Source organism: Streptococcus parasanguinis (genome assembly GCF_000963275.1).
Classification (GTDB): Bacteria; Bacillota; Bacilli; order Lactobacillales; family Streptococcaceae; genus Streptococcus; species Streptococcus parasanguinis_B.
In genome coordinates this window covers 233,491-257,956 of the sequence record NZ_JYOW01000001.1, presented here as the reverse complement: position 1 = coordinate 257,956, position 24,466 = coordinate 233,491, and the positions used below count along the sequence as shown (strand labels likewise).

The window sequence follows — 24,466 nt, the reverse complement described above, 5'->3', positions numbered from 1 at the left end:
AACCTTCTGTTCAATTATTCTACACTAAACAAGTATGGGTAGACCGGTTGGCCACCTTGGTGGATTTTCACTTCTACATCTTCATACTTCTCAGCAAGGGCTTGGGCCAATTCATTTGCCAACTCCTCACTGCCGTCTTCACCGACATAGATGGTCACAATTTCACTATCTTCGTCCAACATATGAGCGAATGTTTCTTCCAAGGTTTCCATCATATCTGGATTTGAAACAACGATTTTGCCATCGACCATTCCAAGATTATCATTTTCATGGATTTCAAGCCCATCAATAGTGGTATCACGAACCGCTGTTGTCACACTACCAGACACAACATCGCCCAATGAAGCGCTCATGCGTTCGTAGTTTTCTTCGATTGATTTGCTTTCATCAAAGGCAAGAAGACTAGTCAATCCTTGAGGGATGGTCTTGGTCTCAACAACTGCTGCAGGTTGCTCAATCACTTCTGCTGCAGATTGAGCAGCCATCAAGATATTTTTGTTGTTTGGCAAGATAATGATGTTGCGCGCATTCAACTCTTCAACTGCTTTGACAAAGTCTTCTGTTGATGGGTTCATAGTTTGACCACCAGAGATGATGTAATCAACTCCTTGCGCTTTAAAGATATCAGCCAATCCGTCACCAGCAACTACTGCGATGATGGCATATTCTTTTTCTTCAACTGGTTTGGCTTGGCGCTCTTCTTTTTCAACTTGCGCTTCGTGTTGGTTGCGCATGTTGTCGACTTTGACCTTGACCAAGCTTCCGTACTTAAGACCTTCTTGCATGACAAGACCTGGATCTTCTGTATGGACGTGAACTTTGACAATCTCATCGTCATTCACCACCAATAGGGAATCCCCAAGGTTGTTCAAATAGTTACGGAATTCATCGTAATCGAAGTCTTTGACATAGGTTGGACCTTGTTTCAAAGCGACCATGATTTCTGTACAGTAACCAAACTTGATGTCTTCAGTTGCGACATGGCCAGCAACTGACTTGTGGTGTTCTGCATTGATCATTTCTGACATGGTTGCAGGTGTTGCTTGGAACTCTTCAGAAGCGATGAATTCACCTGTCAAGGCTGACAAGAATCCTTCATAGATGAAGACCAACCCTTGACCACCAGAGTCTACCACGCCAACTTCTTTCAAGACTGGCAACATATCTGGAGTCTTCGCAAGAGCAGTTTTAGCTCCTTCAAGAGCGGCACGCATAACTTCTACTGCATCGTTGGTAGATTCTGCTTTTTTCTTAGCCCCGATGGCTGCTCCACGAGAAACCGTCAAAATGGTTCCTTCAACCGGCTTCATAACGGCTTTATAAGCAACTTCTACCCCAGATTGGAAGGCTGCTGCAAGTGCTGCTCCATCCAATTCTTCTTTGTCTTTGACACTTTGAGAAAATCCGCGGAACAATTGAGAAGTGATGACTCCTGAGTTCCCACGCGCACCCATCAAGAGACCTTTAGCAAAGATTCCTGCTGCTTCTCCAACAGTTGATGCAGAACGGTCAGATACTTCTTTGGCCCCATTTTCGATGGTCATTCCCATATTAGTCCCTGTATCTCCATCTGGTACAGGAAAGACGTTCAAAGAGTTTACATATTCCGCTTGTTTATTTAAGCGCGTAGCCCCCGCTTGAACCATTTCTTGAAATAAACTTGTAGTAATATTAGCCACGATTATTCTCCCACAATCTTGATATTTTGAATATAGACATTCACAGTATCCGTAGTGATTCCAAGTTGATTTTCCAAACTAAATTTCACACGTTCTTGAATATTTTTTGAGACTTCGCTAATCTTTGTTCCATAGCTCAAAACAGTGTAAACATCAACTGCGATAGTTCCTGCTTCCGTTGTTTTGACAACAACACCTTTAGAGAAGTTTTCTTTCCCTAGGAGGGCTTGGAAATTATCTTTGATCGCATTTTTGCTGGCCATTCCAACCACACCGAAGATCTCAGTAGCGGCACCGCCTACAACAGTTGCGATAACCTCATCAGTCAATTCAATTTGACCGTCCTTTGTATTGATTTTTACTGTCATAATTTCTACCTCAAAAGTATTTTATATTCTATTTTACCATAAAAGAGGTCAACTGTAAAAGGGTAGGGACTATTCTTCTCCCGCTGTGACAGCTGTCTCTAGAGAAAAAGAAAAGAACCTCTATGAGGTTCTGTACTCTTTATTAAACGCGTTCTACTTTACCAGATTTCAATGCACGAGCTGAAGCCCAAACTTTTTTAGGTTTACCATCGATAAGGACAGTTACTTTTTGAAGGTTTGGTTTTACGGCACGTTTTGTTTGGTTCATAGCGTGTGAACGGTTGTTACCTGATACAGTCTTACGACCTGTGAAATAACATACTTTAGCCATTTCTGTGTTTCCTCCTATTAGATCTAATATAACGGATGTGCTAGCACCACATACCGTACTATATTACCAAAAAAAATCTCTCTTGGCAAGCTTTTGGCCAAAGTTTTTCATTTCCGACTTAAGAAAACGAATTCGCTCCGACATAGATAATTTCCAGATTTCCTAAGGAAACATCGCCCGTAATGTAGAAATCCTTGCTTGTCAGAGCACTTGGATTTTCCTGATGCTGGATAGCCGAAAGGGAATTATCCACATGAACATGGACACGCCAATCACTTGGTACATAGAGACTCAAACTTCCAAGGGAAACATCGACAACAAACTGGGCTGACGGACCTTCGATGCGGCAATTGTCAAAATAAACCGAAGCTTCTCCCATACTCACATCTGCACTTCCGTGGGTAAAGTGTTGGTCATTGAGATATTTTGTCACTGTTGAAAAAGTGACATCGATGTCATTGCCATCCGACTTACTCATGGACCCAGCAGAATAGGAAGCTAGGCGGGCTTTTGTTTTCTTAGAGGGTTTAAACAAAATGTTGAGCCCAATCACAGCGAGAATTGAGGAAAGGATGACAACTGAATTTGAAACTGGGAGGAAATGGTATTGCCCATTGAGACAAAAGAGGGCTAAAAGTCCATAGATGAAGCCCCAACCAAAATGGCGTTTTAAGAAACTAGAGAGGGATAGGACTGCAAGCAAGGTAACCCAAGCTAAGGTCCAGATGCTAATGTCCCATTTTACAAAATAGCCTTGTAAGAGGATTAAAGCTGCTAAAAGGATTAAGAATACTCCGATTAATTTTTTTCTCATGATATTACCTCATTTCATTTAGTCGTTCTTTTAAGAGTTGATAGTAGCGTCTGGATACGTGAACCTGCTTATGGGTCTGATAGAAATTGACCGTGCTGGTTCCTGAAAAAGACTTTTCTAGAGAATAGATCTGCTTTGCGTTGACAATGGTGGATTTGGAAATTCGACAAAAGGCGATGGGAAGCAGCTCCTCCAACTCATAGAGCTTTTGCTTGACCTCATAGGCCTCGTCCTTGGTGTGTCCAAAAATCTTCTCCCCGTCCGTCTCAAAAAAGAGGATCGATGCCACATCCAGAAAATATTCACTTCGATCCTTGTAAAAGGCCAAAGGAGCAACCTTTTGTTCTAGGATTCTCTCTTGCAGCTGGGTCAACTCCGGGGTCAAGCGCGGAGCTCGAATCAAGATCTCAGGCTCGTCCATAGATGGATCCAATTCGATTCTAACTTTCATAAAACTCCTTTCCCAACGTTTTGATAGTACCATTATAACAGCTGTTGAAAACAAAACAAGGGCTTTTCAGTAAGTGGCACGTTTTCCCCATCAAGAGGTCGTATTTGAGAAGTAAAAAAGAGAGTGGGACAGAAATCGGTAATTCGTTAGAATTCGATTTCGTCGTCCCACCTCCGCACAGTTGAGTAGTGCTGTAAAAGCTGATGAAATCAGCGTAGTAGAGCCCACTCAACCACTGCGTCTTGCTCTACAATCCAAAGACAATTGAGAGGCTAGGACTTTTATCCCAGCCTCCTTTCTTTATTTATTGCTTTCCTTGTCCGGTAAAAGAAAACTAAGACCCACGCAAGCGAGCACACCTGCTGTGATAACTAGACCATTTGAGACCGGCAAGAGATCGTAAATCGCATTTGCGATCATAAATGCGATCAAGGCGCAGATAACACTTGCCTTGTAATCTTTTTTCAAGAGATTTTCAAGTGTAAAGAAAGCAAATAAGAGAACAGGGAACAAAGGCCAGATATTCACATCGATCTTTGGAAAGCCAACCATTCCCATTATCACAACTGCAAGAGCAGCAAGAATCAATGCAAGTCCAAGTAATTTTTTCATCATATACCTCATTTTGATTATTTGGAAGTATTTCTTCCTTTGATGATTCTATGATAGCAGAGAGCCCCAACGGCGACAAGGACTTTTGACTAAGTGGTCAAAAATGGCGCCTATGCGGTCAAAAAAGGAGCGAGACCGAACGAATATGTGATCACCATCATTCGTCGTCTCGCTCCTTTAAAGCAGTTTCTTCCTATGCCGATTGCAGGGATCGAACCTGTGACCTACGCGTTACGAGTGCGTTGCTCTACCAACTGAGCTAAATCGGCGATTACCTTCTTAGTATAGCACTCTGATAGCGGATGTCAAGCACTTTTAGTTGATCTTTTTAATCAGAATCTGACATGGATTCTGTGGATCCCATAGTTGCGGAAAAATCTCTAATTTTTTAAAACCAAGACTGCGATAAAAGACATTTGTTCGGTCATAATCTTTATTTGAACCTTCTGCGACTGTTTTGACCTGTAGGTAGTCCACTTGTTTGACTGCTTCTCTTTCTATAGTCGTAATTAATTCCCTTCCAATTCCTTGACCTTGGAATGATTTTTTCACGCCTAGACAGTCAATTTCAGCACAATCTTCACTCGAATATGATAAACTTATAAACCCTACTACATCATTTTCTTGATAAGCAGCCCAAACTCGTAAATCCTTAGCTCCTTTAATGTAGGCTTGCGTGCTTTCTGGTATTCCAAACCATTCTGGCAAATCCCTTAAAATCTCAGCGACAACTGCCATTTTTTGATCTTCACCCTTGACTTCTTTAATTACAAACATCATAAGTTCCTTTCTTGATTTTAGTCTTACTTTACCTCTTACGAACCAGCACTTTCGTAGGCATCCAATCCCCTGTCCCAAAGTTTGAGGGAAATAACAAAGAAAACAAGGGAAATCAGAATCAAACCACCAATATTAAAGAGTCCATCCTTGTCCTGCAAGAAATAGCTGGCAGGATAGTAGGCCGTAAAGGCGAAAGGTACAATAAAGCTAATTAACCAACGAAGGAGCGAATTGTAAATAGAAATAGGATACTTGGCAAAATCATTAAACATATAGAAAATGTAAATCATGGCACCTGACTGCTTGGTCCAAAAAGCGATGCTGGCTGTTGCAATTTTCAAGGAAGTATAAATCAAGGTCGCAAAAGGAATACAAACTAGAAAAATCAGGAATTTTGGAAGAGTCCAAGCAATGCTAGTCGCCGTTGTCGCTAGTAAAATTCCACCGACCAAAAGTTCACCCAAGGCATCAATCTGAAAGGTCTCAACGAGGATGTGAAAGAGAGGATTGATAGGACGAGTCAGATACTTGTCAAACTCCCCTTTTCGAACTAGTCGTTGACCTAAAGCCCAGAGATTGTCAAAAAAGAGATGATCTAGTCCCTTTGGAATTAAGGAAAATCCATAGATAAAGGCAATTTCTTGAAAAGTCCACCCTTCTAGGGAGGGAATGTGTTGAAAGATGACATTGAGAAACAAGAGGTTCAGGCCTTGAGTCAGAAAGACTCCCAACACACCAACCACAAAATCTACCTTGTATTCCATGATTTGCTTGATGTACTGTCTGATAAAAATCAGATGCATGCGTTGATATTTTTTCATACTAACCTCCCTGAATGGTGATAAATGACTGGACTCGTTTCCAAATCAACTGAGACAAGCCCACCATCACTATAAGCCAGAAAAGCTGAAGCAAAAGTGCTTGAAGAATCTGACTAGCATCGTATTTCCCAACAATAATCATGACCGGAGTGTAAATTAAGGATGAGAAAGGTAAGAAGGACAGAATATATGAAATGACCTTTGGAAAGAAAGTCAAGGGAATCAAACTCCCAGACATAAAGGCCACTATGGAAGTCTTAAGTAGGTTGGAACCCCAAAGATTTTTAAATACAAAGGCTGAAAATCCAAAGCAGATATTAAAGAAAAAGTTAATCAGATAGGCCAGCGTTAAGCTAAAAAGATAAAGGGTAGTTAGTCCCAGCACTTCTACAATCCCTTGCCCAGATAAGATTTTCATCAAAACAATGACACTTAAAAATGGCAGTCCAACAGAGATAAAAATCAACCACTTGGAACCAAGCTCCGTAAAGAGGTAAGAAGCCGCAAAATGCACTGGTCGCAACAAGCGCATGATAATGGAACCATCCTTGACCTCATCACCAATCATAAAGGAAGAATCCGACCTAGTCAGAAGATTAGTCACAAAACTCATGATGATGTAGAGGGTGATATCCGCCATACTGAAGCCCTGAATCAAAGGCTCCTGGGAGGAATCAAAGACAGCCTTCCATAGATAAAAAGCCACAAAAGCACCCATGACATCGCCAATCCGATAAAGAATAAAGTTGACTCGATAGCTAATCAACTCCTGAATCCCTGCATTGATAAAGGGTTTATAACGTCTCCACAATTTGACCATCTTAGAGCTCCTTTCGATAGAAGCGACGGATAATATCTTCAATATCCGTATCTACCATCTTCAAATCACGGACCTCAAAATCAGATAAGGTTTGCTTGATAATATCGGCCGACTGGTAGCGGGAACTATCGAATTCAATATTGAGAGTATTTCCTTGTCTATCAATGGACATATCAGGCAAGCCCTCATAATGAGAGACTAGATGATTTTGACCTGGCGTCAGGTCAAAGGAGAGAGTCTTCATCTTTCCAAAGGTCTCCTTGAGCTGGCTAACCGTTCCATCAAAAATCTCTTGCCCCTTATCAATCATAAAAATCCGATCACAGAGTTGCTCAATATCACTCAAATCATGAGTAGTCAAGAGAATAGTTGTCTCTTCCTCCTGATTAATCTGGGTGATAGCACGTCGAATGTTGTCCTTGACCGACACATCCAAACCAATAGTCGGCTCATCTAAAAAGAGAACTTTGGGATTGTGAAGTAAGGAAGCCGCAATATCCGCCCGCATCCGTTGACCCAGTGAAAGAGTCCGCACAGGATCCTTGATAAATTCCTTCAAATCCAATACTTCATTCAAAAAGTCCATACGCTTATGGAAAAGCGAGTCTGGCACATCGTAAATCTCCTTTAAAACCGTGTAGGTCTCTTGCAGTGCCAAATCCCACCATAGCTGGGTACGTTGTCCGAAAACGACTCCAATATCCTTGACATAATCTTGGCGATTATCCTGGGGAATCTTGCCGTTAATCCGACAAAAACCAGATGTCGGTTTCAAAATCCCTGTTAGCATTTTGATGGTTGTCGACTTCCCAGCACCATTAGCTCCGATAAAGCCTAGAATCTGCCCCTTGGGTACTTCAAAAGTTAAATCCTTGACCGCTTCAAAGGTCTGCTTTTCAGGATGAATAAAGGAGCGCAAGGCTCCCTTTAACCCCGGCTCCTTAACTGTCTTCACAAAATTTTTCTGAAGATGTTCCACTTCTATCATTGCCATATCCATCTCCCTATCGTAAGAAGCAACATTGTATCTTTGACTACAAATATTCTAAATCCTTACTTTCTACACTTACTCAATATTATTACAGAAGGCTTTATACCAACCTATTATAATCTAATAAAAATAGGAATGCAAGCGTTTGCTTATTAATTATGAAATTAGAGATTTCTCTCTTAAAATGAAACTTTTAATCAAAAATTCTGTTAAATAGTTTCCTTAAGACACCAAAAAACCTGCCCTTAGGGGCAGGCTTATTGTTAAGAAAAAGAATTTTTTTAATCGAGAAAATTAACGATTCTACTGTTAATCCTTCAGCATTTAATTATTATCATCAGTCTCAATGGATTTTTAAGCCCTCAATTATTCTCTAAAAATTCTTTAATACGAGAAACAATAGCATCGCTTTGATAATGATAGAGGTCGTGAGGCGCATCTATATAGTCGACTTGAATATTCGACTGGTTTCTAGAAAAATCTTTTGCATAGTTCTGCCACTTCGATTGACTAAAGCTGGTTCCCTCCCCATTTGAAACCAAGAGAAGTACAGGGATTTTGGGATCAATGGTAAATTTACTAACCTTTTGGGCATTTTTCTTTACAGTACGGGTCTCATTGAGCATAGCCGTCGACAGCAACTGCTTGTAGGCTAAAAATCGGTATTGCTGGCGCTCTCTTTTGGTCAAGTCAGAATTCTTCAGGTAAACAGACTCTGGGAAATAACGAAGCAAGCCAATCTTACTCGTCCAATAAGCTAAGGTTATGAGAGTTGGATGTTCTTTTAAATCTTCATAGCTCGCTGGCAAGGCCCAATCCAGGCCAATCAAAGCCTTCACTTCATTCGGATATTTCTCTTGCCAAGCAAGACTCTCTAAACTAGCCATAGAATGCGAAATAATCACATAAGGACCTGAAACATGAGCTTGCACCAAAGCTTGACGGGTCTCAGAAAGGACCTCCATCACATCTCTTGAACGATCACTATCTTCACTAAAACCATATCCTGCTCGCTCCACGACAACAACTTTGTATTTTTTGGATAGGGAATCTGATAGATTCTTAAAGTCTAAAATAGGAGAGGCGATACCTGCACCGGAAAGAAAAACGATTGTTTCAGATCCTTCTCCTTTAACAGAGACATTCATTCGATGTCCATTGACTGTCACTTGTTTACCAATGGGTGTGAGAAGCTTACTTTCATTTCGTAAACTAAATTGATGAAAAACAAATGTAGCACCTAAATAGAGCAGGAGAAAGCCACAAACGATCCAGCTAAACTGTTTAAATTTTTTCATAGGCATATTGTACAAAAATTAAATCCCGGAAGCAACTTTTCCCATACAAAAAAACAAGATCCACACGGGACCTTGCTTTCCTGTTTTTATTAAGCTTTGCCTTCTGAACCGAATACGTCGATACGTTCTTCAACAGCTGCAGTAATTGCTTCGAAACCTGGTTTCAAGAATTTACGTGGGTCGAAGAGTTTCTTCTTGTCGTATTCTGCTTCGTTTGCATCGTATTCACGTACGAATTGACGAGTAGCATTTGCAAATGCGATTTGGCATTCAGTGTTAACGTTAACTTTTGCAACGCCAAGTTTGATAGCTGCTTGGATTTGATCGTCAGGGATACCTGATCCACCGTGCAATACGATTGGGAAGCCTGGAACAGCTTCAGTCAATTTTTGCAAGTGGTCAAGGTGAAGACCTTTCCAGTTTGCTGGGTAAGGACCGTGGATGTTACCGATACCTGCAGCCAAGAAGTCGATTCCTGTAGCAACCATTGCTTTAGCGTCTTCGATTGGTGCCAATTCACCGTCACCGATGATACCATCTTCTTCACCACCGATTGTACCAACTTCAGCTTCAACTGATACACCGTTAGCGTGTGCAAATTCAACAACTTTAGCTGCTTTTTCAAGGTTCTCTTCAACTGGAAGGTGTGAACCGTCAAACATAACTGAAGTGTAACCTACACGGATACATTCCAAAGCATCATCGTAGTGACCGTGGTCAAGGTGAATAGCAACTGGTACAGTGATACCCATTGATTCAACCAATTCTTCGATAAGGACTTTACACAATTTGTAACCACCCATGTACTTAGCTGCACCCATAGAAGTTTGGATAAGTACTGGAGCTTGTTTAGCTTCTGCTGCACGCAAGATAGCTTGAGTCCACTCAAGGTTGTTTGTGTTAAATCCACCAACTGCGTAACCATTATCACGAGCTGCTTGGACAAATTTTTCTGCTGAAACGATTGCCATTTGTTATAGGCCTCCTATAAATTTTTGTGGGGTTAATCCCACTTACATTGTTTATTTTATCACTTTTTAGATGAAATTGCTAGCTTTTCCTGTAGCTTTAAGCGATTTCTTACGATAAATGAGGAGGAACCCTCTCTCTCCTAAGACTTCTATCCTATTCAAAAAGCAAAAAAGGGAGCGCAAGCCCCTTTCAATCCTTCTCTTTAAAATTTTTTAATGAAAGGAGAAAGGCAATCCCGCAAATCATAAGGGATACCGCTGCAACCCATTGAGAATAGAAATATGCGGCAAATAACTGACTGTCGGTAAACATTTTCCCAAGAAGTCCATTTACCAATCCCTCAAGAAAGGGAATATTCTCACACACAGCAAGGATTGAGGCAAGAAAGAGAATACTGCCCGCTATCAGAAAAAGATAAAGAATCCATTTTTTGATTCTTTTTTCATCTCTGAGCAGATACTTAGAAGCAATCGCCACTAAAAAAATGAAAACATTCCATATGTTTAAGGCGATAAAATATCTAAAAGTATCCTTGTATGCGCCTATCCCCATCGCTAAAATCAGGATAGGACCGAAAAAATTAATGGCACTTCCCAATAGTGCAAAAAGGCCATCAACCAAAACCAGATACTTCTTCTTCATGTTCTCACCTCATCTCACACCTATTCTACCACAAAGAAATTTGAAAACAAAAAAAGATAGCCGAAGCTATCTTGATCCGATGCGGAGAGAGGGACTTGAACCCTCACGACCTAAAGCGGTCACAGGATCCTTAGTCCTGCGCGTCTGCCAATTCCGCCATCCCCGCGATTGAGTACTTTACTAGTATATCAATCAACGACTTTTTTGTCAAGATTTTTTTCAAACTTTTTTCAGAGTTTGTCATTTTTTCACAAAAAGGGAGCAGGTCGAATGACCTGCTCCCTTAATTTTTATTTGCTATCGTGGTTTTCAACTGCCGCTGTAATAAAGGCTGTGTAAAGTCCTTCTGGGCGGTTTGGACGGCTTGACAATTCTGGGTGGTATTGGCAAGCAACAAAGAATTTGTTTTCTGGGATTTCAACGATTTCGACCAAACGGTTGTCTGGTGAAACGCCTGAGAAGACAAATCCTGCTTCTTCGAACTGTTCACGGAAAGCATTGTTAAACTCATAACGGTGACGGTGGCGACGTTGCACCACTTCTTGATTGTCATAGGCAGCGGCTGCTTTTGAGCCTCGTTTGAGTTTAGATGGGTAAAGACCGAGACGGAGCGTTCCACCCATGTCTTCCACATCGATTTGGTCCCGCATGATATCGATAATTGGATACTTGGTTTCTGGATCCAATTCTGATGAATTGGCCCCTTCCAAACCTAAAACGTGACGGGCAAATTCGATACAGGTTAACTGCATCCCCAAGCAGACACCCAACATTGGGACGTCCTGTTCACGCGCATACTTGATGGCTTGAATTTTTCCTTCTGTTCCCCGTTGACCAAAACCACCTGGGACAATGATCCCATCCGCATCTCCAAGGAGTTCTGCCACATTTTCAGCTGTCACATCATTGGCATTGACCCAATTAATCTTGACTTCTGCATCATTGGCATACCCTGAGTGCTTCAAGGCCTCAACGACAGAAATGTAGGCATCTTGCAATTCTACGTATTTTCCAACCAAGGAAATCTTGACCTGCTTCTTGAGGTTCATGACCTTGTCGACCATTGCAGACCATTCTGTCATATCTGCTGCAGGAACATCCAATTTCAAATGGTCACAAACGATTTGGTCCATATTTTGTGCTTGCAAGTTCAATGGGATTTGGTACAAATGTTCCACATCAAGTGACTCAATGACAGCTTCTGGTGCCACATCACAGAATTGAGCCAACTTGTTCTTAATTCCTTGACCAGCTGGTTTTTCTGTCCGGATGACCAACATATTTGGTTGAATTCCAAGACCACGCAATTCTTTCACAGAGTGTTGGGTCGGCTTGGTTTTCATTTCTCCCGCAGCCTTCAAGTAAGGTAGAAGAGTGGTGTGGATGTACATAACGTTTTCAGCACCAACATCTGCCTTCATTTGACGTAGAGCTTCAAGGAATGGAAGGGACTCAATGTCTCCAACTGTTCCCCCGACTTCTGTGATGATGACATCCGAATCCGTCGTCGTCGCTGCTCGTTTGATCTTTTCTTTCAAGGCATCTGTAATATGAGGAATAACCTGTACAGTCGCGCCCAAGTATTCTCCACGACGTTCCTTGCGAAGGACTTCGCTATAAATTTTCCCTGTTGTCACATTTGAGTACTTATTCAGATTGATATCAATAAAGCGTTCATAGTGACCAAGGTCCAAGTCTGTCTCTGCGCCATCGTCTGTGACAAATACTTCCCCGTGTTGGTAAGGGCTCATTGTCCCTGGGTCGATATTGATATAAGGGTCAAATTTTTGGATCGTCACTTTCAATCCACGATTTTTGAGCAAGCGACCAAGACTTGCTGCGACAATCCCTTTTCCGATGGATGATACGACACCACCCGTAACAAAAATATATTTTGTTGACATGTGCTTTCCTCTTCTTCTAATGTTGTAGAGGCCATTCCTCTTTGCAGAAAAAACAAAAAATAGCTCCCTAATCCTTAGGGAGCTCCGACCTCAAAATGAGGTGCCCGAACAATATCTTACCGCAAATGGTCTACTTTGTCAAATTGAAAATTTCATGAAAATAATGTTCGCTGTTTACACGACCTTTTCCACTCCATTTTGTGTGACGAGAAATTTCTCAAATTGAAGTTGAGGCATGCAAAGAGCAAGGTCCTTGTGGATTCGTTCTAGCGCTTCTAAACGCATCTCGACTGACGTCTCGGTATTTCCTTGGATGACAAAGAGGGCGTTTTGCGTAGTCTCCTCAAATTTGTAATGGTCACTATCGCGTACATCCAACCAAGCCAGAACTCCTTTTTGATCCCGGTAGACAGGATCTGTCGGTGCGACATGTTTTTCACTAGAAAGGATAGGGAGAAAGAGATCGTCTCTTTGACTCACTGTAAATTCAATCGGTCCCTCAATCTTATCTAGGTCAGGTCCTCCGATCGCGAGAAAAGACTTCAGAGATTCGACATTATAGATATCGATGATGCTATTGATCTGAGGAAGAGCTCCTCGATGCTGGATGTTTCGGATAAGAGCTAGGACTGTTGGTGGATTTTTCTTGATGCTACGCCCTACTTTTTGCAAAAGGTCTGTATACCCTTTGATGACAGGGGATGTCGCTACTTCTTCTGTCTGACACTGGAGCGCCCATTGTTCAAGCTCTTTCTTCTTTTCAAGAAAAGAAGGGGGCAAAACTGCTTGAGTATCCACATTTCTAGCAATTCCGACCACAACCGTATCAATACCAAGAGCTACTAAACTTTGATCTAAACGAAAGTCCATCTGAACACCTCCTATTGGGAAACCTTACACGTTTATCATACGCCATTTCGCCACTTTTTTCAATGCAAATAAAAAGAGAGTGGGACAGAAATCGGTCATTCGTTAGAATTCGATTTCGTCGCCCCACCTCCGCACAGTTGAGTAGGGCTGTAAAAGCTGATGAAATCAGCGTAGTAGAGCCCACTCAATCACTGCGTCTTGCTCGACATTCCAAAAACAATTGAGAGGCTAGGACTTTTGTCCCAGCCTCTTCTTATGATTTATTCTTCTTCCTCGTCTTCAGAATCCTCTTCTTCGTCGTCTTCTTCGCTTAATTCAACTTCCTCACCCAAATCATCTGGTACGATTTCATTGATTTCAGCATCGTAAGCTTCGACTTCACTCTTTTCATCATCTGGATTTTCTTCATCATATGAAAGAGCTGGATCTGCATCGTAAACTTCTTCGTCTTCTGGATCGTCGTCGTTGTAGTCGATCGCATCTTCGTCTCCATCCATGAAGGCATTGACACGTTTTTTCTTCCGTTTCTTAGGAGCATCTTCTTCGTCAGTTTCTTCAAGAGCGATGATTTCTTCGTCAACTTCATCGATGGCATACCATGAACGAAGACCCCATTTGTTATCTCCAAGTGGGATAAAACTTCCATCTACATTCAATTCTGTGTAGAACAATGGAAGAGCTTCACGGATCTCGCTGTTTGATTTTTCAAGGTAATTTTGAATTTCATTTACAAGATCGCTAAAGTACATTTCATGGTCACGTCCGCGTAATTCCAAAATCGCACGCGCCACTTCAATCATAGAAAGTTCACTTTTTTCTTGTCCAGCAAATACTTCTAATTCCAAGGGTAAATCTCCTTATGTTTCATTTCCTAAATGGAGAAGGATCCGGTCTTAAACCTCATCCTATCCTCGATGATAGATTGAAAACTTCTCGTCACTAAATCTATCACGCATTTTATCGTTACACTCTATTGTACGATAAATTTCCCCTTTCGTCAAAGGAAAATTCCAGGATTCTCCATGAAATCAGAAAAAAGAAGAGCCTTACGGCTCTTCTTTTTAATCTCAATTATTTTACTTTTGCTGTGCTTGTGATTACGTTCACGGCTTTCTTCACTGTGATGTCATGTTTCAACATTTCTGGTGAAAGAAGGTTGCGAACTTGTTCAACTGGCATGTTGTAATCTGCTGCCAATTGTTCGATTTCAGCGTTGATTTCTTCTTCAGTTGCTTCAAAGCCTTCTGCTTTCGCTACTGCTTCAACCACGAGGTTTGTCTTCGTGCGGCTTTCAGCTTCCGCTTCATATTGTTTGTGAAGATCATCTTGAGTTGTTCCAGTAATTTGGAAGTACATTTCAGGTGAGATTCCTTGACGTTGCATATTTCCAAGGAATTCGTTGATTGAACGGTGTACTTCTTCGTGGATCATTTCTTCTGGAAGTTCAACGATTTCAGCATTTTCAACTGCAAGATCGATCGCTGCTGCTTCTACTGCATCGTTGTATGCTTCTTCTTTTGCTTCTGCCAATTCTTTGCGGTATTTTTCTTTCAATTCAGCAAGAGTTTCAACTTCTTCATCGATGTCTTTTGCCAATTCATCGTCAAGAGCTGGTACTTCTTTTGCTTTTACTTCGTGGATAGTTGTCACGAATTTCGCTTCTTTACCTGCAAGGTCAGCTGCTTGGTAGTCTTCTGGGAAGGTTACGATCACATCAACTGTTTCACCAGCAGAGTGTCCAACCAATTGGTCTTCGAAACCTGGGATGAATTGACCTGAACCAAGTCCAAGTGAGAAGTTGTCACCTTTACCACCGTCGAATTCAACACCGTCGATAGAACCTACGAAGTCGATCACAACTGTGTCACCTTCTGCTGCAGCACCTTCTTTAACAACCAATTCAGCCAAGTTGTTGCGTTCGCGTTCGATACGAGCATCCACATCAGCGTCTGTTACTTCTTTAGAAACTTCTACTGATACTTCAAGGTCTTTGTAAGCACCCAATTTAACTTCAGGTTTTGTGACAACAGCTGCTGTCAATGTCCAGTCTTGACCTTTTTCCATAGATACAACATCAAAAGTTGGTTGTGCTACAACTTCGATTCCAGCTTCTTTAACAGCTGCTTCGTATGCTGCTGGAAGAAGATCGTTCAAAGCATCTTGGTAAAGAGCTTCTTCACCAAAACGTTGGTTGAAGATTGGACGTGGAATATGACCTTTACGGAATCCAGGTACGTTCAAGGTTTTCTTAACAGACTCAAACACACGGTCCAAAGCAGGTTTGATTTGCTCTTGGCTGATGGTGAAAGTCAATACACCGTGGTTAGTTTCTTTGTTTTCAAATGATACAGACATTCTGTCTCTCCTTAAAATAATATAGTCATTCCTTATAATTTTACCACAAAACTTTGAAATTGCAAGTTTTAAAACGTTTTTGCCTCTCTTTTCATCCAAAAAACTAGCCCCTAAAAGCTAGTTCTATTTATGATTTTCGGATAGGATCATCTAGATAGAGAGCACGGGCACCACCGATCAATTTTGGCCGACTAGCGAGGGCTGTGACATGGGCTTCCCCTAGTTCACGTAAGACAGGGCGAATTGGAACTTGCACGTGTTTGACATGCATCCCCACTGAGGTATCTCCGATGTCTAACCCCGCTTGAGCTGTGATAAATTCTACTTCAACAGGATCCTTGAAATACTTGAAAGCAGCGAGTTGTCCAGCACCTCCTGCATGGAGACTTGGAAGGACATTGACAATTTCTAACTCCTTCTTGTCTGCTAATTCCCGCTCGACCACTAGGGCTCGATTGAGGTGCTCACATCCTTGTACCGCTAGATAAATCCCTCTTGGATTCAACTCATCTAGCAAGACCTGGACAACAGCTTCGGCAATGTCGATGTTCGAGGCCTTTCCAATTTGCCCTCCTGCAACTTCACTTGAAGACATCCCGAGAACTAGAATCTGTCCCTGATGGAGACGGCTTTTTGCCAAAACATCTACCAGAATTTCTTTTGTATCCTTCTTCAGTTGCTCCAAATCCATGAATTAGTTTCCTTTCTTTTGGAAGGCATAATAGACCACATAGCCTAAAGCCATTCCGACAAAATTCTGAGCGAGGTTATTCGGAATATCCGAGATAGCAGCCCCCCAACCATTGCCTAAAAAGAGAGCGGAAGCTAGTGCGTAACCGCCTACCATGACGACTGTCGCAAGGAGCAAGCCTAGGTAACGAGCTTTTCCCTTGAAGCCAGCGAAGTAACCTTGTCCCCCGTGAAAGAGGAGGCTAAAGAACATCCACTGAGGATAGCCTGAAATCAGATCGAGTAGGAAGGCTCCGACACCACCTACAATAGCACCTTCCTTGCGTCCAAAATAGAAGGCTGTGAAATACACTCCAAGATCTAGCAGGGTGACGATCCCTGTAGGGGTTGGAAGTTTTGTATAGTAGCCAAGTACAACTGTCAAGGCTGTCAAAATAGAGAGGCGGGCAATGAGTTGAGTTCGATTAGATGTCATATTGTACTACTCCATACTGGTCTGAATGTTGAATCGCTTGGAAGACAAAGTCTTTAGAGACTTTAACAGCTTCAAGCGGTGATTTCCCTTGCACCAACTGGCTGGAAATGCTAGACGCAAAGGTACAACCAGCTCCTGTATTGTTCTTTTCTAAGACTGGCTCTTCAATGACGGTGAAGTCTGTCCCATCATAAAAGACATCAATGGCCTTTTCTTTATTGAGACGATTGCCTCCTTTGACCACGACATTCGATGCTCCTAATTCGTGGAGCTTGCGCGCTGCCGCCTTCATATCGTCGAGCGATTGAATCTTGCTTTGGGTCAAGATCTCAGCTTCTGGTAAGTTTGGCGTGATGATGGTCACATAAGGGAAGAACTTAATCAATTCGTCTCGAAGAGCTGAAACTTCTACATCATGGCTTTCCTTGCAGACCAAGACAGGATCTAGTACCACAGGGATCTCCGCATGGGCTTTCACATAGTCCAAGGCTAAGTCTGCCACTTGGACATTTGGCAAAAGACCGAGTTTAATAGCAGAAAAAGGAACATCTTTGAGAGAGTTGAGCTGTTGCGCAAAGGTCGTCGGATCCACCGGAATCACTTCAAAACCGTGCTCCGTCATAGCGGTCAAACAAGTCACCGCTACAAAACCATGCTGTTTGTTAGTCGTATAAGTTGCAAGGTCTGCGTGAAGACCTCCCCCACTAAAAATATCATTTCCTGAAATAGCTAGAATCAATTCATTACTCATAACGGATCTCCTTTAAATATAAGCCATTTGGCGCTGCTGTAGGACCTGCTAGATTGCGGTCCTTCTTTTCTAAAATTAGATCGATCTGCTCGATCGGCATCCGATCATTTCCAATCTTCAACAAAGTTCCCACCATATTGCGGATTTGCTTGTAGAGAAAGCCATTGCCCGAAAAGGTAAAGACAAGGCGATGATGTTCTGCATCCTCGACCAAGCGAGCCTCTGTAATCGTACGAACCTTGTCTTCCACACTGGTTCCTGAAGCTGTGAAACCGGTAAAATCATGGGTTCCCTCCAACTTTCGGATGGCTGCTTGCATCTTTTCCACATCCAAAGGATAAGGGTAGTGGGTCGCATAGTGGCGCATCATGGGGTTCTTAGGACGACCATAATCCACGATGAATTCATAGGTCTTGCTGTGCTTCTTGTAGCGTGAGTGAAAGTCATCTGCTACTTGCTCCACTCGGATGAAATCAATATCCTCTGGGGTTTGGGTATCGAGGGCAAAGCGGAGCTTTTCCTCATCCCGCGCTTGGGGGAGATCAAAATGAATCACCTGCCCAAGAGCATGGACACCTGAATCCGTCCGCCCCGCTCCATGAACGGTAACAGGGGTTCCTTGATTGAGACGCGTCAAGGTCTTCTCGATTTCCTCTTGCACACTACGGGCATGCGGTTGGCGTTGAAACCCTGCAAACAAGGTCCCGTCATATGAAATGGTTGCTTTGTATCGTGTCATGTTTTTATTTTAGCAGGATATAGAAGGGGTTACAAGAGTGAAAAAACAAAACTGTCCGGGTACAGTTTTACAAACACAAAAAGAGGCTGGGACAAAAGTCCTAGCCTCTCAATTATTTTTGGATTGTCGAGCAAGACGCAGTGGTTGAGTGGGCTCTACTACGCTGATTTCATCAGCTTTTACAGCCCTACTCAACTGTGCGGAGGTGGGACGACGAAATCGAATTCTAACGAATTACCGATTTCTGTCCCACTCTCCTAACTTCGACCTGTTACAAGTCAACTAGGTCTCAGTCTCTTTTTTTATTTTTCAAGTCTATTCCTGCTGCTCCTAAGATCGCCCCTAGTAAAGCGAGTCCCAGAGCAGATTCCACTCCTGTTTCCGGGAGTTGCTTGTTAGAAGATACTGCTTCTGAACGAACCTCTTTTTCCACAGCTGCTGGAATTGGCGATGGGGTATTTACTGGTGCTACTGGTTGATCCTTCGCGATCACTTGAGGTGTTGAAGGATCTGGAACCACTTTGTTTACGAGCACGTCTGATTTCACTGGTGCTTCTACTGAAGGGCTTGTTGGGATCACAATTTCTTTGGTACCGACTTCAACAATTTCTGCAACCGGCTCTGTGGCAACTTCTGTAGCGATCACTTTTCGACTTTGATCAAATGCCGAAACCTCTACATACTCAAGACCTTGCCCTTTAACCCCAGCCTGGATCACTCTGCGTTCTCCTTTAGCGAGATCTGGATTGGTCCGTTCCACAAGGTCAAAACCAAGTTCTTTTTCTACGATTTCAAGACTTGGTTTGTCTTCCACTAGGGCTTTGACGTCATTTTCAGCCAAGCTACCTACTTGCGTAATTGGCTTAAGCCCCGCAAGGGCTTGGGTCAGAGCAGCCACTTCTTGATCCACCTGATCTTGATGAGCACGGCTCACATTCCAATTCAAGCTATCTAAGACTTTCTCAAGTGCTGCGCGAGATTCTGGTGTGTATATGTCTAGATCTGTTGGCACCGTAGCAACTGCTTTTCTAAGAGCAGTGAAGTCTGCTTTGAAATAGTCCTTGTTATGGTTGGCAAAAGCTTCCATGAGATCAAAGACATTTTTTTCGATGTATTCTTCACTTGGGGTATCACACCAAACAGCTACCATGCTACCGACCATCGGCAAAGATGTTTCTGGATATGTTGTACTTGGGAGTTGTCTAAATGGAGTAGCAGCTGCATTGGCAATCGCTTTTTCAATATAACCACCACCTGTTTCAGGTGTTCTTCCCAAAACATAGTACCAGTCTCCGTTGGTGTTAAGGAATTTATACCCCTTATCTGCCAAATACTGTGGAGATGCGAGGTTATAGCCCCACCATCCCTTAGACCAATATGAAATCAAGACGTCCTTGTCAAAAGCAACATCATCTTCATCTCCATAATAGAAGCCATCGTTAAAGGCCATTGGCTGCAAGCCTTTTTCACGCGCCATAGCTGCAAGACTATTGGAATACTCCGCAAATTTACCATAGAGGTCATACCACTTGAGATAGTACCAACCTTGTGCACTGGTAGCGTCATTGGCATATTCATCTGTTCCGTAGTTAAAGATCTTAGACTTGTCTTTGAAGTAGTCCATGTACTTACCAATCAAGGCTTTGGTAAAGTTGACTGCTGCTTCATTGGTCAAATCCATGGTTGTTTTTGAAACCGTATCAAAGCTGGCTTGTGGGTTTTCAATGCCCAATTTTTCCATGGCCACCAACAAAGCATCCATGTGGCCAGGACTATTGACTGCCGCAATCAAGCCGATTCCTTTAGCAGCAGCATAAGCATGGAGTTCATCCATTTCTGCTTGGGTCAAGGCTTGGCCATTTGGATCATCGTAATAGGCCTTGGTGCCTTCTAAAATGGCCTTTTTCACATCATCACTGGCATAGGTTTTGCCATTGGCTTCCACCGTCATATCATCGAGCACGAAGCGCATGCCATCGTTTCCGACAAGGAGATGCAAGTCAGAATAACCCAACTCACTGGCCTTATCGACGATTCGTTTCAACTGATCCAGCGAGAAGTATTTGCGACCTGCATCGATCGAGATGACCTTCTTCATGGCGAGTTTTTCTGCTGCTTCTTTTGCAGCAACTTCTTTCGCGTAGCTTTCCGTATACACCAAAGCATCTTGAGCTGCTTTGAGATTGTCGATCAAGGTTTTGGCCTCTGCTCGAGTGGTGTTTGCTCCTGCCCCTTCTAAAGCTTTTTTAGCTGCCGTAAAGGCTACTAGAGATTCCGGTGTATAGTGATCCAAATCAGTTGGAGCTTCTGAAATAGCTTTTTCGACGACTTCAGGATCTGCTACAAAGTAGTCCGCATTCTTGTCCGCAAAGGCATGCATGAGCTTAAAGAGAAGGTCTTTTTTGTAGGTTGCGGATGGCGTATCTGCCCAGGCAGCTACCATCCCACCGATGAAGGGCACCTTAGCCCCATCATTTTTTTGAACCACATCAATCGCTGACTTGGAAATTCCTTCGAGACCTTGATCGAGGTTGTACCAACCAGATCCAGCCTTGTCCCGTCCAAGCACATAATACCAAGCATCATTGGTATTAAGAATCTGATGACCTAGTTCAGACAAGAGTTTTGAAGAAGCGACATCATAGCCATTCCAGCCACCTGTCCAGTAGGAGACAATGATATCCTTGTCAAAAGAGCCATAGGAAGTATCGCCATTGTAGTAGATTCCGTCATTAAAGGCCATTGGTTTCATCTTGTGTTTTTTCACAATAGCTGCTAGATCATTGGCGTATTGGATGAATTTTTCATAGCCTTTTTCTGGATAGCCTTCACCTGGCCAATGCTTGCTGGCTTGGAGAACCTGCCAACCATGGGCATCTGTGGCATCGTTAGCATATTCATCCAAACCAATATTGAAAATATCTGCCTTGCCGCTGAAATAAGCCGCATACTTGTCTACCAATGCTTTGGTAAAGTCTAAGGCTTTTTGGTTGTCCAAATCAACTGTCCGAGCTGATTTCTTTGTACCAAAATAATTAAAGTGAGGGTTTTCGATGCCCAATTGTTCCATGGCCGTCAAAATCGCATCCATGTGACCTGGACTATTAATGGTTGGGATGACACCTACTTTCTTCGATTTGGCGTAGGCCAAAATATCATCCATTTGAGCCTGGGTCAAGGCTGTCCCGTTCGGATCATCGTAATAAGCTTTGGTCCCTTTTTCAACCGCATCTGTCACGGCTTGGCTAGAATAAGAAGTATCTCCCACTTTCAAAGACATATCATCCAGCACAAAGCGCAAACCGTCATTTCCAACTAGAAGATGCAAGTCTGTATAGCCCGTCTTACTTGCTTCATCAATGATTTCCTTGATTTGGTCTGGCGAGAAGTACTTGCGACCGGCATCGATCGAAACAATCTTTTTCTTGGCTAATTTTTCTTCTTGATTAGGATCTTTAGCAGGCGTTTCCGTCGCTGCTGTCGCTGGTTGAGCTGCCACATCCGACGCTGCGACCGAGCTTGCTTCTTCGCGAATCAAACGGTCAAGATCTGATACCCGCAGTTCACGATCAGGCAGTGTCGGTTGACTTTGATCGACGATTGGGGCAGGAGCCGTTGGTTTTTCTACTGTTGGCTGAGAAGCTTCCTCATTAAGAGAAATCGTTGACTCACCTTTGCTTAGCTTAGTTGGAACTGTCGTTGAAGGACTGTCTGTAACGCTCGGCGTATCTGCCGCTACACCCTGAGCACCAGCAAAAAATCCTATGAGCACCGAAGCAGCTCCTACTGCATACTTGCGAATCGCATAACGTGGTTGATGTGATTTCATCAGGACCTCCTAAATTGTCTTTGTAATCGTTTTCTTAAATTTACCACGACATCTTAATAAATTCAATGAAGCTTCTCATTATTCTTTAATTAGGAGAGGAAGTTCTTGGATTCGATCCAAAATAAAACGAGCTCCTTACTCAAAAGGAAACTCGTTCATTCTTATAAATCATCTAAAGCATCTTTGACCTTGTCAAAGAACCCTTTTTTCTTTGGGTTGACCTTCAAATCACTTGCTTCCGCAAAGGCTTGAAGGGCTTCTTTTTGCTTGTCATTTAAACCAGTTGGGGTGACGACATTGACAGATACATATTGATCTCCCATGGCACCACCACGTAAGCTTGGAGCCCCTTTTCCACGGAGGCGGAATTTCTTACCGGTTTGGGTTCCTTCAGGAATGACTAAATCGACATCTCCGTGAACAGTTGGCACATGGACCGTATCTCCAAGAGCTGCTTGGACAAAGTTCAAGTCTAACTTGTAGTAGATAGTTGAGCCATCTCGTTCGAAGCGATCGCTCGGCTCAACATTGACAACAACATACAAGTCACCATAAGGTCCACCGTTAAAGCCAGCTTCCCCTTGACCGGCTAAGCGGATTTGTTGTCCTGTTTCAACTCCGGCAGGAATCTTGACGTTCACGCTATGAGCTTGTTTTTCATGACCTGTTCCACGACAAGTCGTACATGGATCTTTGATTTCTTGACCACGACCATGACAGACATCACAGGTCACTTGACGACGCATCATCCCAAGAGGGGTTTGCGTATCCACATTGATGACTCCAGAACCATGACAGCGTCCACAGGTTACCGGACTAGTGCCTGGCTTAGCCCCAGAACCATGACAGGTATGACAGCTAGCTTCCCGATGGTACTTGACTTCTTTTTCCGCACCAAAAATCGCTTCTTCAAACTTGAGATTAACGCGGTATTGGAGGTCATCCCCTTGACGAGGTGCATTTGGATTACGACTTGCACCACCACCAAAGAAGCTAGAGAAGATGTCTTCAAAGCCACCAAAGCCAGCACCATCAAAGCCACCAAAACCACCTGCTCCGCCACCGAAGCCACCATTGGCACCCGCAGCACCATATTGGTCATAAGCAGCCCGTTTTTGCTCGTCACTCAAAGTCTCGTAAGCTTCTTGAACTTCCTTGTATTTTTCCTCAGCACCAGGCTCCTTGTTGATATCTGGGTGATATTTTTTAGATAATTTCCGATAGGCTTTCTTGATCTCATCCTGAGATGCGTTCTTTGAAACGCCCAAACGGTCATAAAATTCAGTATTGTTCATACAAGATACTAAGAGCGAACAGAAAGCGACTGAAATTTAGGAAACCGACAAGAAATCCTGATTTCTTAGGCGGTTTATCTAATTTCCAAGCTTTCCGCTCGGGTTCAATTCCCCGAACACTCTTTGTTCCTTTCTTTCATTTTGAGTAAGAATTTATGGAACCCGTGTTCAGTTACGAACACTCTTTGTTCCTTTCTATAATTTTCATGTACATCTTTAGAGGGTGTTTTCTATACTTCGCTTCACTTGATCAAACTCTTGGTCCGATAGAGTAAATATCAAATCCTCTTCTGAGTAGTCGTTTCGTTCTTTAAAATAGTTGTCCGTATTCTCTGCCAACCCTAAGCTTAGAATTACTTTTCTTGCAAACTCTTGATGGGCAAAACCGATAGCCGTAATGATTTGTTTATCTTGCACAAGAACTTTCGGTTGGAAATTTTCACGTGGAAGAAATTCAAAATAGTCAAAGAAGTTTTGCCAAATTCCACCTGTAAATTTCGTGTCCTTCAACAGACCTGCTTTCGCTAATAAAAGAGGCGCTGAAGAAATGGCTGCAATGAGGATATCTTGTTCACCAAGATCCCTCAAGAACGAAATCAATTTCTCATCCTGTAGGGCAGGTCCTATATTGACCATTCCTGGCAAAATCACGCAAGAATACTCTTCTATACGGATTTGATCTAGTGTTTTCGTTGGTTGACAGGGCAAGCCATCCTCAGAGACCACCATCGAATGATCTGAAGCGGCATAATCAATCGTACTATCAAAAGACAGAGCTAAAGTACTCGTTAAAGCAGTTATCTCATAAAGAGAAAAATTAGGATAAATGATACAAAGTACTTTTTTCATACGCAACATCCTCTATTTTACCGAAAAACAGAGGCTGGGTTGCAACCTCTGGATTTCTTTTTATCATTTACTAGTTAGGCTGAATTGAGTTTCGGCTTAAAGGAATCCTCAAATCTCGGAACCTTTCTTT

24 protein-coding genes and 2 tRNA genes are annotated in these 24,466 nt (G+C 42.7%); all 26 read right to left on the bottom strand.

The window, feature by feature from the left end:
• Positions 1 to 14: 14 nt before the first annotated feature.
• Positions 15 to 1,679, bottom strand: a complete 1,665-nt coding sequence (locus TZ97_RS01260; RefSeq protein WP_045759127.1) for a DAK2 domain-containing protein — start codon at positions 1,677 to 1,679, stop codon at positions 15 to 17.
• Between the two features lie 2 nt (positions 1,680 to 1,681).
• The gene (locus TZ97_RS01255; RefSeq protein WP_003004393.1) at positions 1,682 to 2,047 is read right to left on the bottom strand and encodes an Asp23/Gls24 family envelope stress response protein; all 366 of its coding nucleotides are present in this window, start codon (positions 2,045 to 2,047) and stop codon (positions 1,682 to 1,684) included.
• 142 nt (positions 2,048 to 2,189) lie between these two features.
• Positions 2,190 to 2,378, bottom strand: coding sequence for a 50S ribosomal protein L28 (gene rpmB, locus TZ97_RS01250; protein ID WP_001140948.1), 189 nt, complete (start codon positions 2,376 to 2,378; stop codon positions 2,190 to 2,192).
• A 118-nt stretch (positions 2,379 to 2,496) separates the two neighbouring features.
• A complete protein-coding gene (locus TZ97_RS01245) occupies positions 2,497 to 3,192 on the bottom strand; it encodes a LiaF transmembrane domain-containing protein (RefSeq protein WP_045759126.1) in 696 nt (231 codons plus the stop codon).
• A 4-nt stretch (positions 3,193 to 3,196) separates the two neighbouring features.
• A complete protein-coding gene (locus TZ97_RS01240) occupies positions 3,197 to 3,643 on the bottom strand; it encodes a LytTR family DNA-binding domain-containing protein (protein ID WP_003004160.1) in 447 nt (148 codons plus the stop codon).
• Positions 3,644 to 3,943: 300 nt separating this feature from the next.
• Entirely contained in the window at positions 3,944 to 4,255 is a 312-nt protein-coding gene (locus TZ97_RS01235; RefSeq protein ID WP_045760168.1) for a LiaF transmembrane domain-containing protein, read from the bottom strand.
• A gap of 196 nt (positions 4,256 to 4,451) precedes the next feature.
• A tRNA-Thr gene (locus TZ97_RS01230) sits at positions 4,452 to 4,524 on the bottom strand.
• Positions 4,525 to 4,570: 46 nt separating this feature from the next.
• Positions 4,571 to 5,032, bottom strand: coding sequence for a GNAT family N-acetyltransferase (locus TZ97_RS01225; RefSeq protein ID WP_045759125.1), 462 nt, complete (start codon positions 5,030 to 5,032; stop codon positions 4,571 to 4,573).
• A gap of 38 nt (positions 5,033 to 5,070) precedes the next feature.
• Entirely contained in the window at positions 5,071 to 5,856 is a 786-nt protein-coding gene (locus TZ97_RS01220) for an ABC transporter permease (RefSeq protein ID WP_003017328.1), read from the bottom strand.
• Position 5,857: 1 nt separating this feature from the next.
• Positions 5,858 to 6,676, bottom strand: coding sequence for an ABC transporter permease (locus TZ97_RS01215; RefSeq protein ID WP_045759124.1), 819 nt, complete (start codon positions 6,674 to 6,676; stop codon positions 5,858 to 5,860).
• Position 6,677: 1 nt separating this feature from the next.
• Positions 6,678 to 7,670, bottom strand: a complete 993-nt coding sequence (locus tag TZ97_RS01210; RefSeq protein ID WP_037602142.1) for an ABC transporter ATP-binding protein — start codon at positions 7,668 to 7,670, stop codon at positions 6,678 to 6,680.
• Positions 7,671 to 8,029: 359 nt separating this feature from the next.
• On the bottom strand, positions 8,030 to 8,971 hold the full coding sequence (locus TZ97_RS01205; protein ID WP_045759123.1) for an alpha/beta hydrolase: 942 nt from the start codon (positions 8,969 to 8,971) through the stop codon (positions 8,030 to 8,032).
• An 83-nt stretch (positions 8,972 to 9,054) separates the two neighbouring features.
• Complete coding sequence (locus TZ97_RS01200) at positions 9,055 to 9,936, bottom strand: class II fructose-bisphosphate aldolase (protein ID WP_045759122.1); 882 nt, start codon at positions 9,934 to 9,936, stop codon at positions 9,055 to 9,057.
• 190 nt (positions 9,937 to 10,126) lie between these two features.
• Positions 10,127 to 10,579, bottom strand: a complete 453-nt coding sequence (locus tag TZ97_RS01195; protein ID WP_045759121.1) for a hypothetical protein — start codon at positions 10,577 to 10,579, stop codon at positions 10,127 to 10,129.
• 80 nt (positions 10,580 to 10,659) lie between these two features.
• Positions 10,660 to 10,745 (bottom strand) — tRNA-Leu (locus tag TZ97_RS01190).
• 124 nt (positions 10,746 to 10,869) lie between these two features.
• Positions 10,870 to 12,483 (bottom strand): CTP synthase, encoded by a 1,614-nt coding sequence (locus TZ97_RS01185; RefSeq protein ID WP_003004055.1) that lies wholly within the window; start codon positions 12,481 to 12,483, stop codon positions 10,870 to 10,872.
• Positions 12,484 to 12,657: 174 nt separating this feature from the next.
• Positions 12,658 to 13,353, bottom strand: coding sequence for a B3/B4 domain-containing protein (locus TZ97_RS01180; RefSeq protein ID WP_045759120.1), 696 nt, complete (start codon positions 13,351 to 13,353; stop codon positions 12,658 to 12,660).
• Between the two features lie 260 nt (positions 13,354 to 13,613).
• Complete coding sequence (rpoE, locus tag TZ97_RS01175; RefSeq protein WP_045759119.1) at positions 13,614 to 14,198, bottom strand: DNA-directed RNA polymerase subunit delta; 585 nt, start codon at positions 14,196 to 14,198, stop codon at positions 13,614 to 13,616.
• Between the two features lie 226 nt (positions 14,199 to 14,424).
• A complete protein-coding gene (tig, locus tag TZ97_RS01170) occupies positions 14,425 to 15,708 on the bottom strand; it encodes a trigger factor (RefSeq protein WP_021154454.1) in 1,284 nt (427 codons plus the stop codon).
• Between the two features lie 127 nt (positions 15,709 to 15,835).
• Positions 15,836 to 16,399, bottom strand: a complete 564-nt coding sequence (locus TZ97_RS01165) for a TIGR01440 family protein (protein ID WP_045759118.1) — start codon at positions 16,397 to 16,399, stop codon at positions 15,836 to 15,838.
• A gap of 3 nt (positions 16,400 to 16,402) precedes the next feature.
• Positions 16,403 to 16,873: an ECF transporter S component gene (locus TZ97_RS01160; RefSeq protein ID WP_045759117.1), complete on the bottom strand. Its 471-nt coding sequence runs from the start codon at positions 16,871 to 16,873 to the stop codon at positions 16,403 to 16,405.
• Entirely contained in the window at positions 16,863 to 17,624 is a 762-nt protein-coding gene (locus TZ97_RS01155) for a bifunctional hydroxymethylpyrimidine kinase/phosphomethylpyrimidine kinase (protein WP_045759116.1), read from the bottom strand. Before TZ97_RS01155 ends, TZ97_RS01160 begins: the two co-directional genes overlap by 11 nt.
• Positions 17,617 to 18,363 carry a tRNA pseudouridine(38-40) synthase TruA gene (gene truA / locus TZ97_RS01150; protein WP_045759115.1) on the bottom strand — a complete coding sequence of 249 codons (747 nt, stop codon included), beginning with the start codon at positions 18,361 to 18,363 and terminating at the stop codon, positions 17,617 to 17,619. The genes TZ97_RS01155 and truA overlap by 8 nt, the downstream gene beginning before the upstream one ends.
• Positions 18,364 to 18,652: 289 nt before the next feature.
• Positions 18,653 to 22,192, bottom strand: a complete 3,540-nt coding sequence (locus TZ97_RS01145; RefSeq protein WP_045759114.1) for a family 20 glycosylhydrolase — start codon at positions 22,190 to 22,192, stop codon at positions 18,653 to 18,655.
• A gap of 161 nt (positions 22,193 to 22,353) precedes the next feature.
• Positions 22,354 to 23,487: a molecular chaperone DnaJ gene (gene dnaJ / locus TZ97_RS01140; RefSeq protein WP_003004734.1), complete on the bottom strand. Its 1,134-nt coding sequence runs from the start codon at positions 23,485 to 23,487 to the stop codon at positions 22,354 to 22,356.
• Between the two features lie 216 nt (positions 23,488 to 23,703).
• Positions 23,704 to 24,336 (bottom strand): DJ-1/PfpI family protein, encoded by a 633-nt coding sequence (locus TZ97_RS01135; RefSeq protein ID WP_045759113.1) that lies wholly within the window; start codon positions 24,334 to 24,336, stop codon positions 23,704 to 23,706.
• Positions 24,337 to 24,466: the final 130 nt, after the last annotated feature.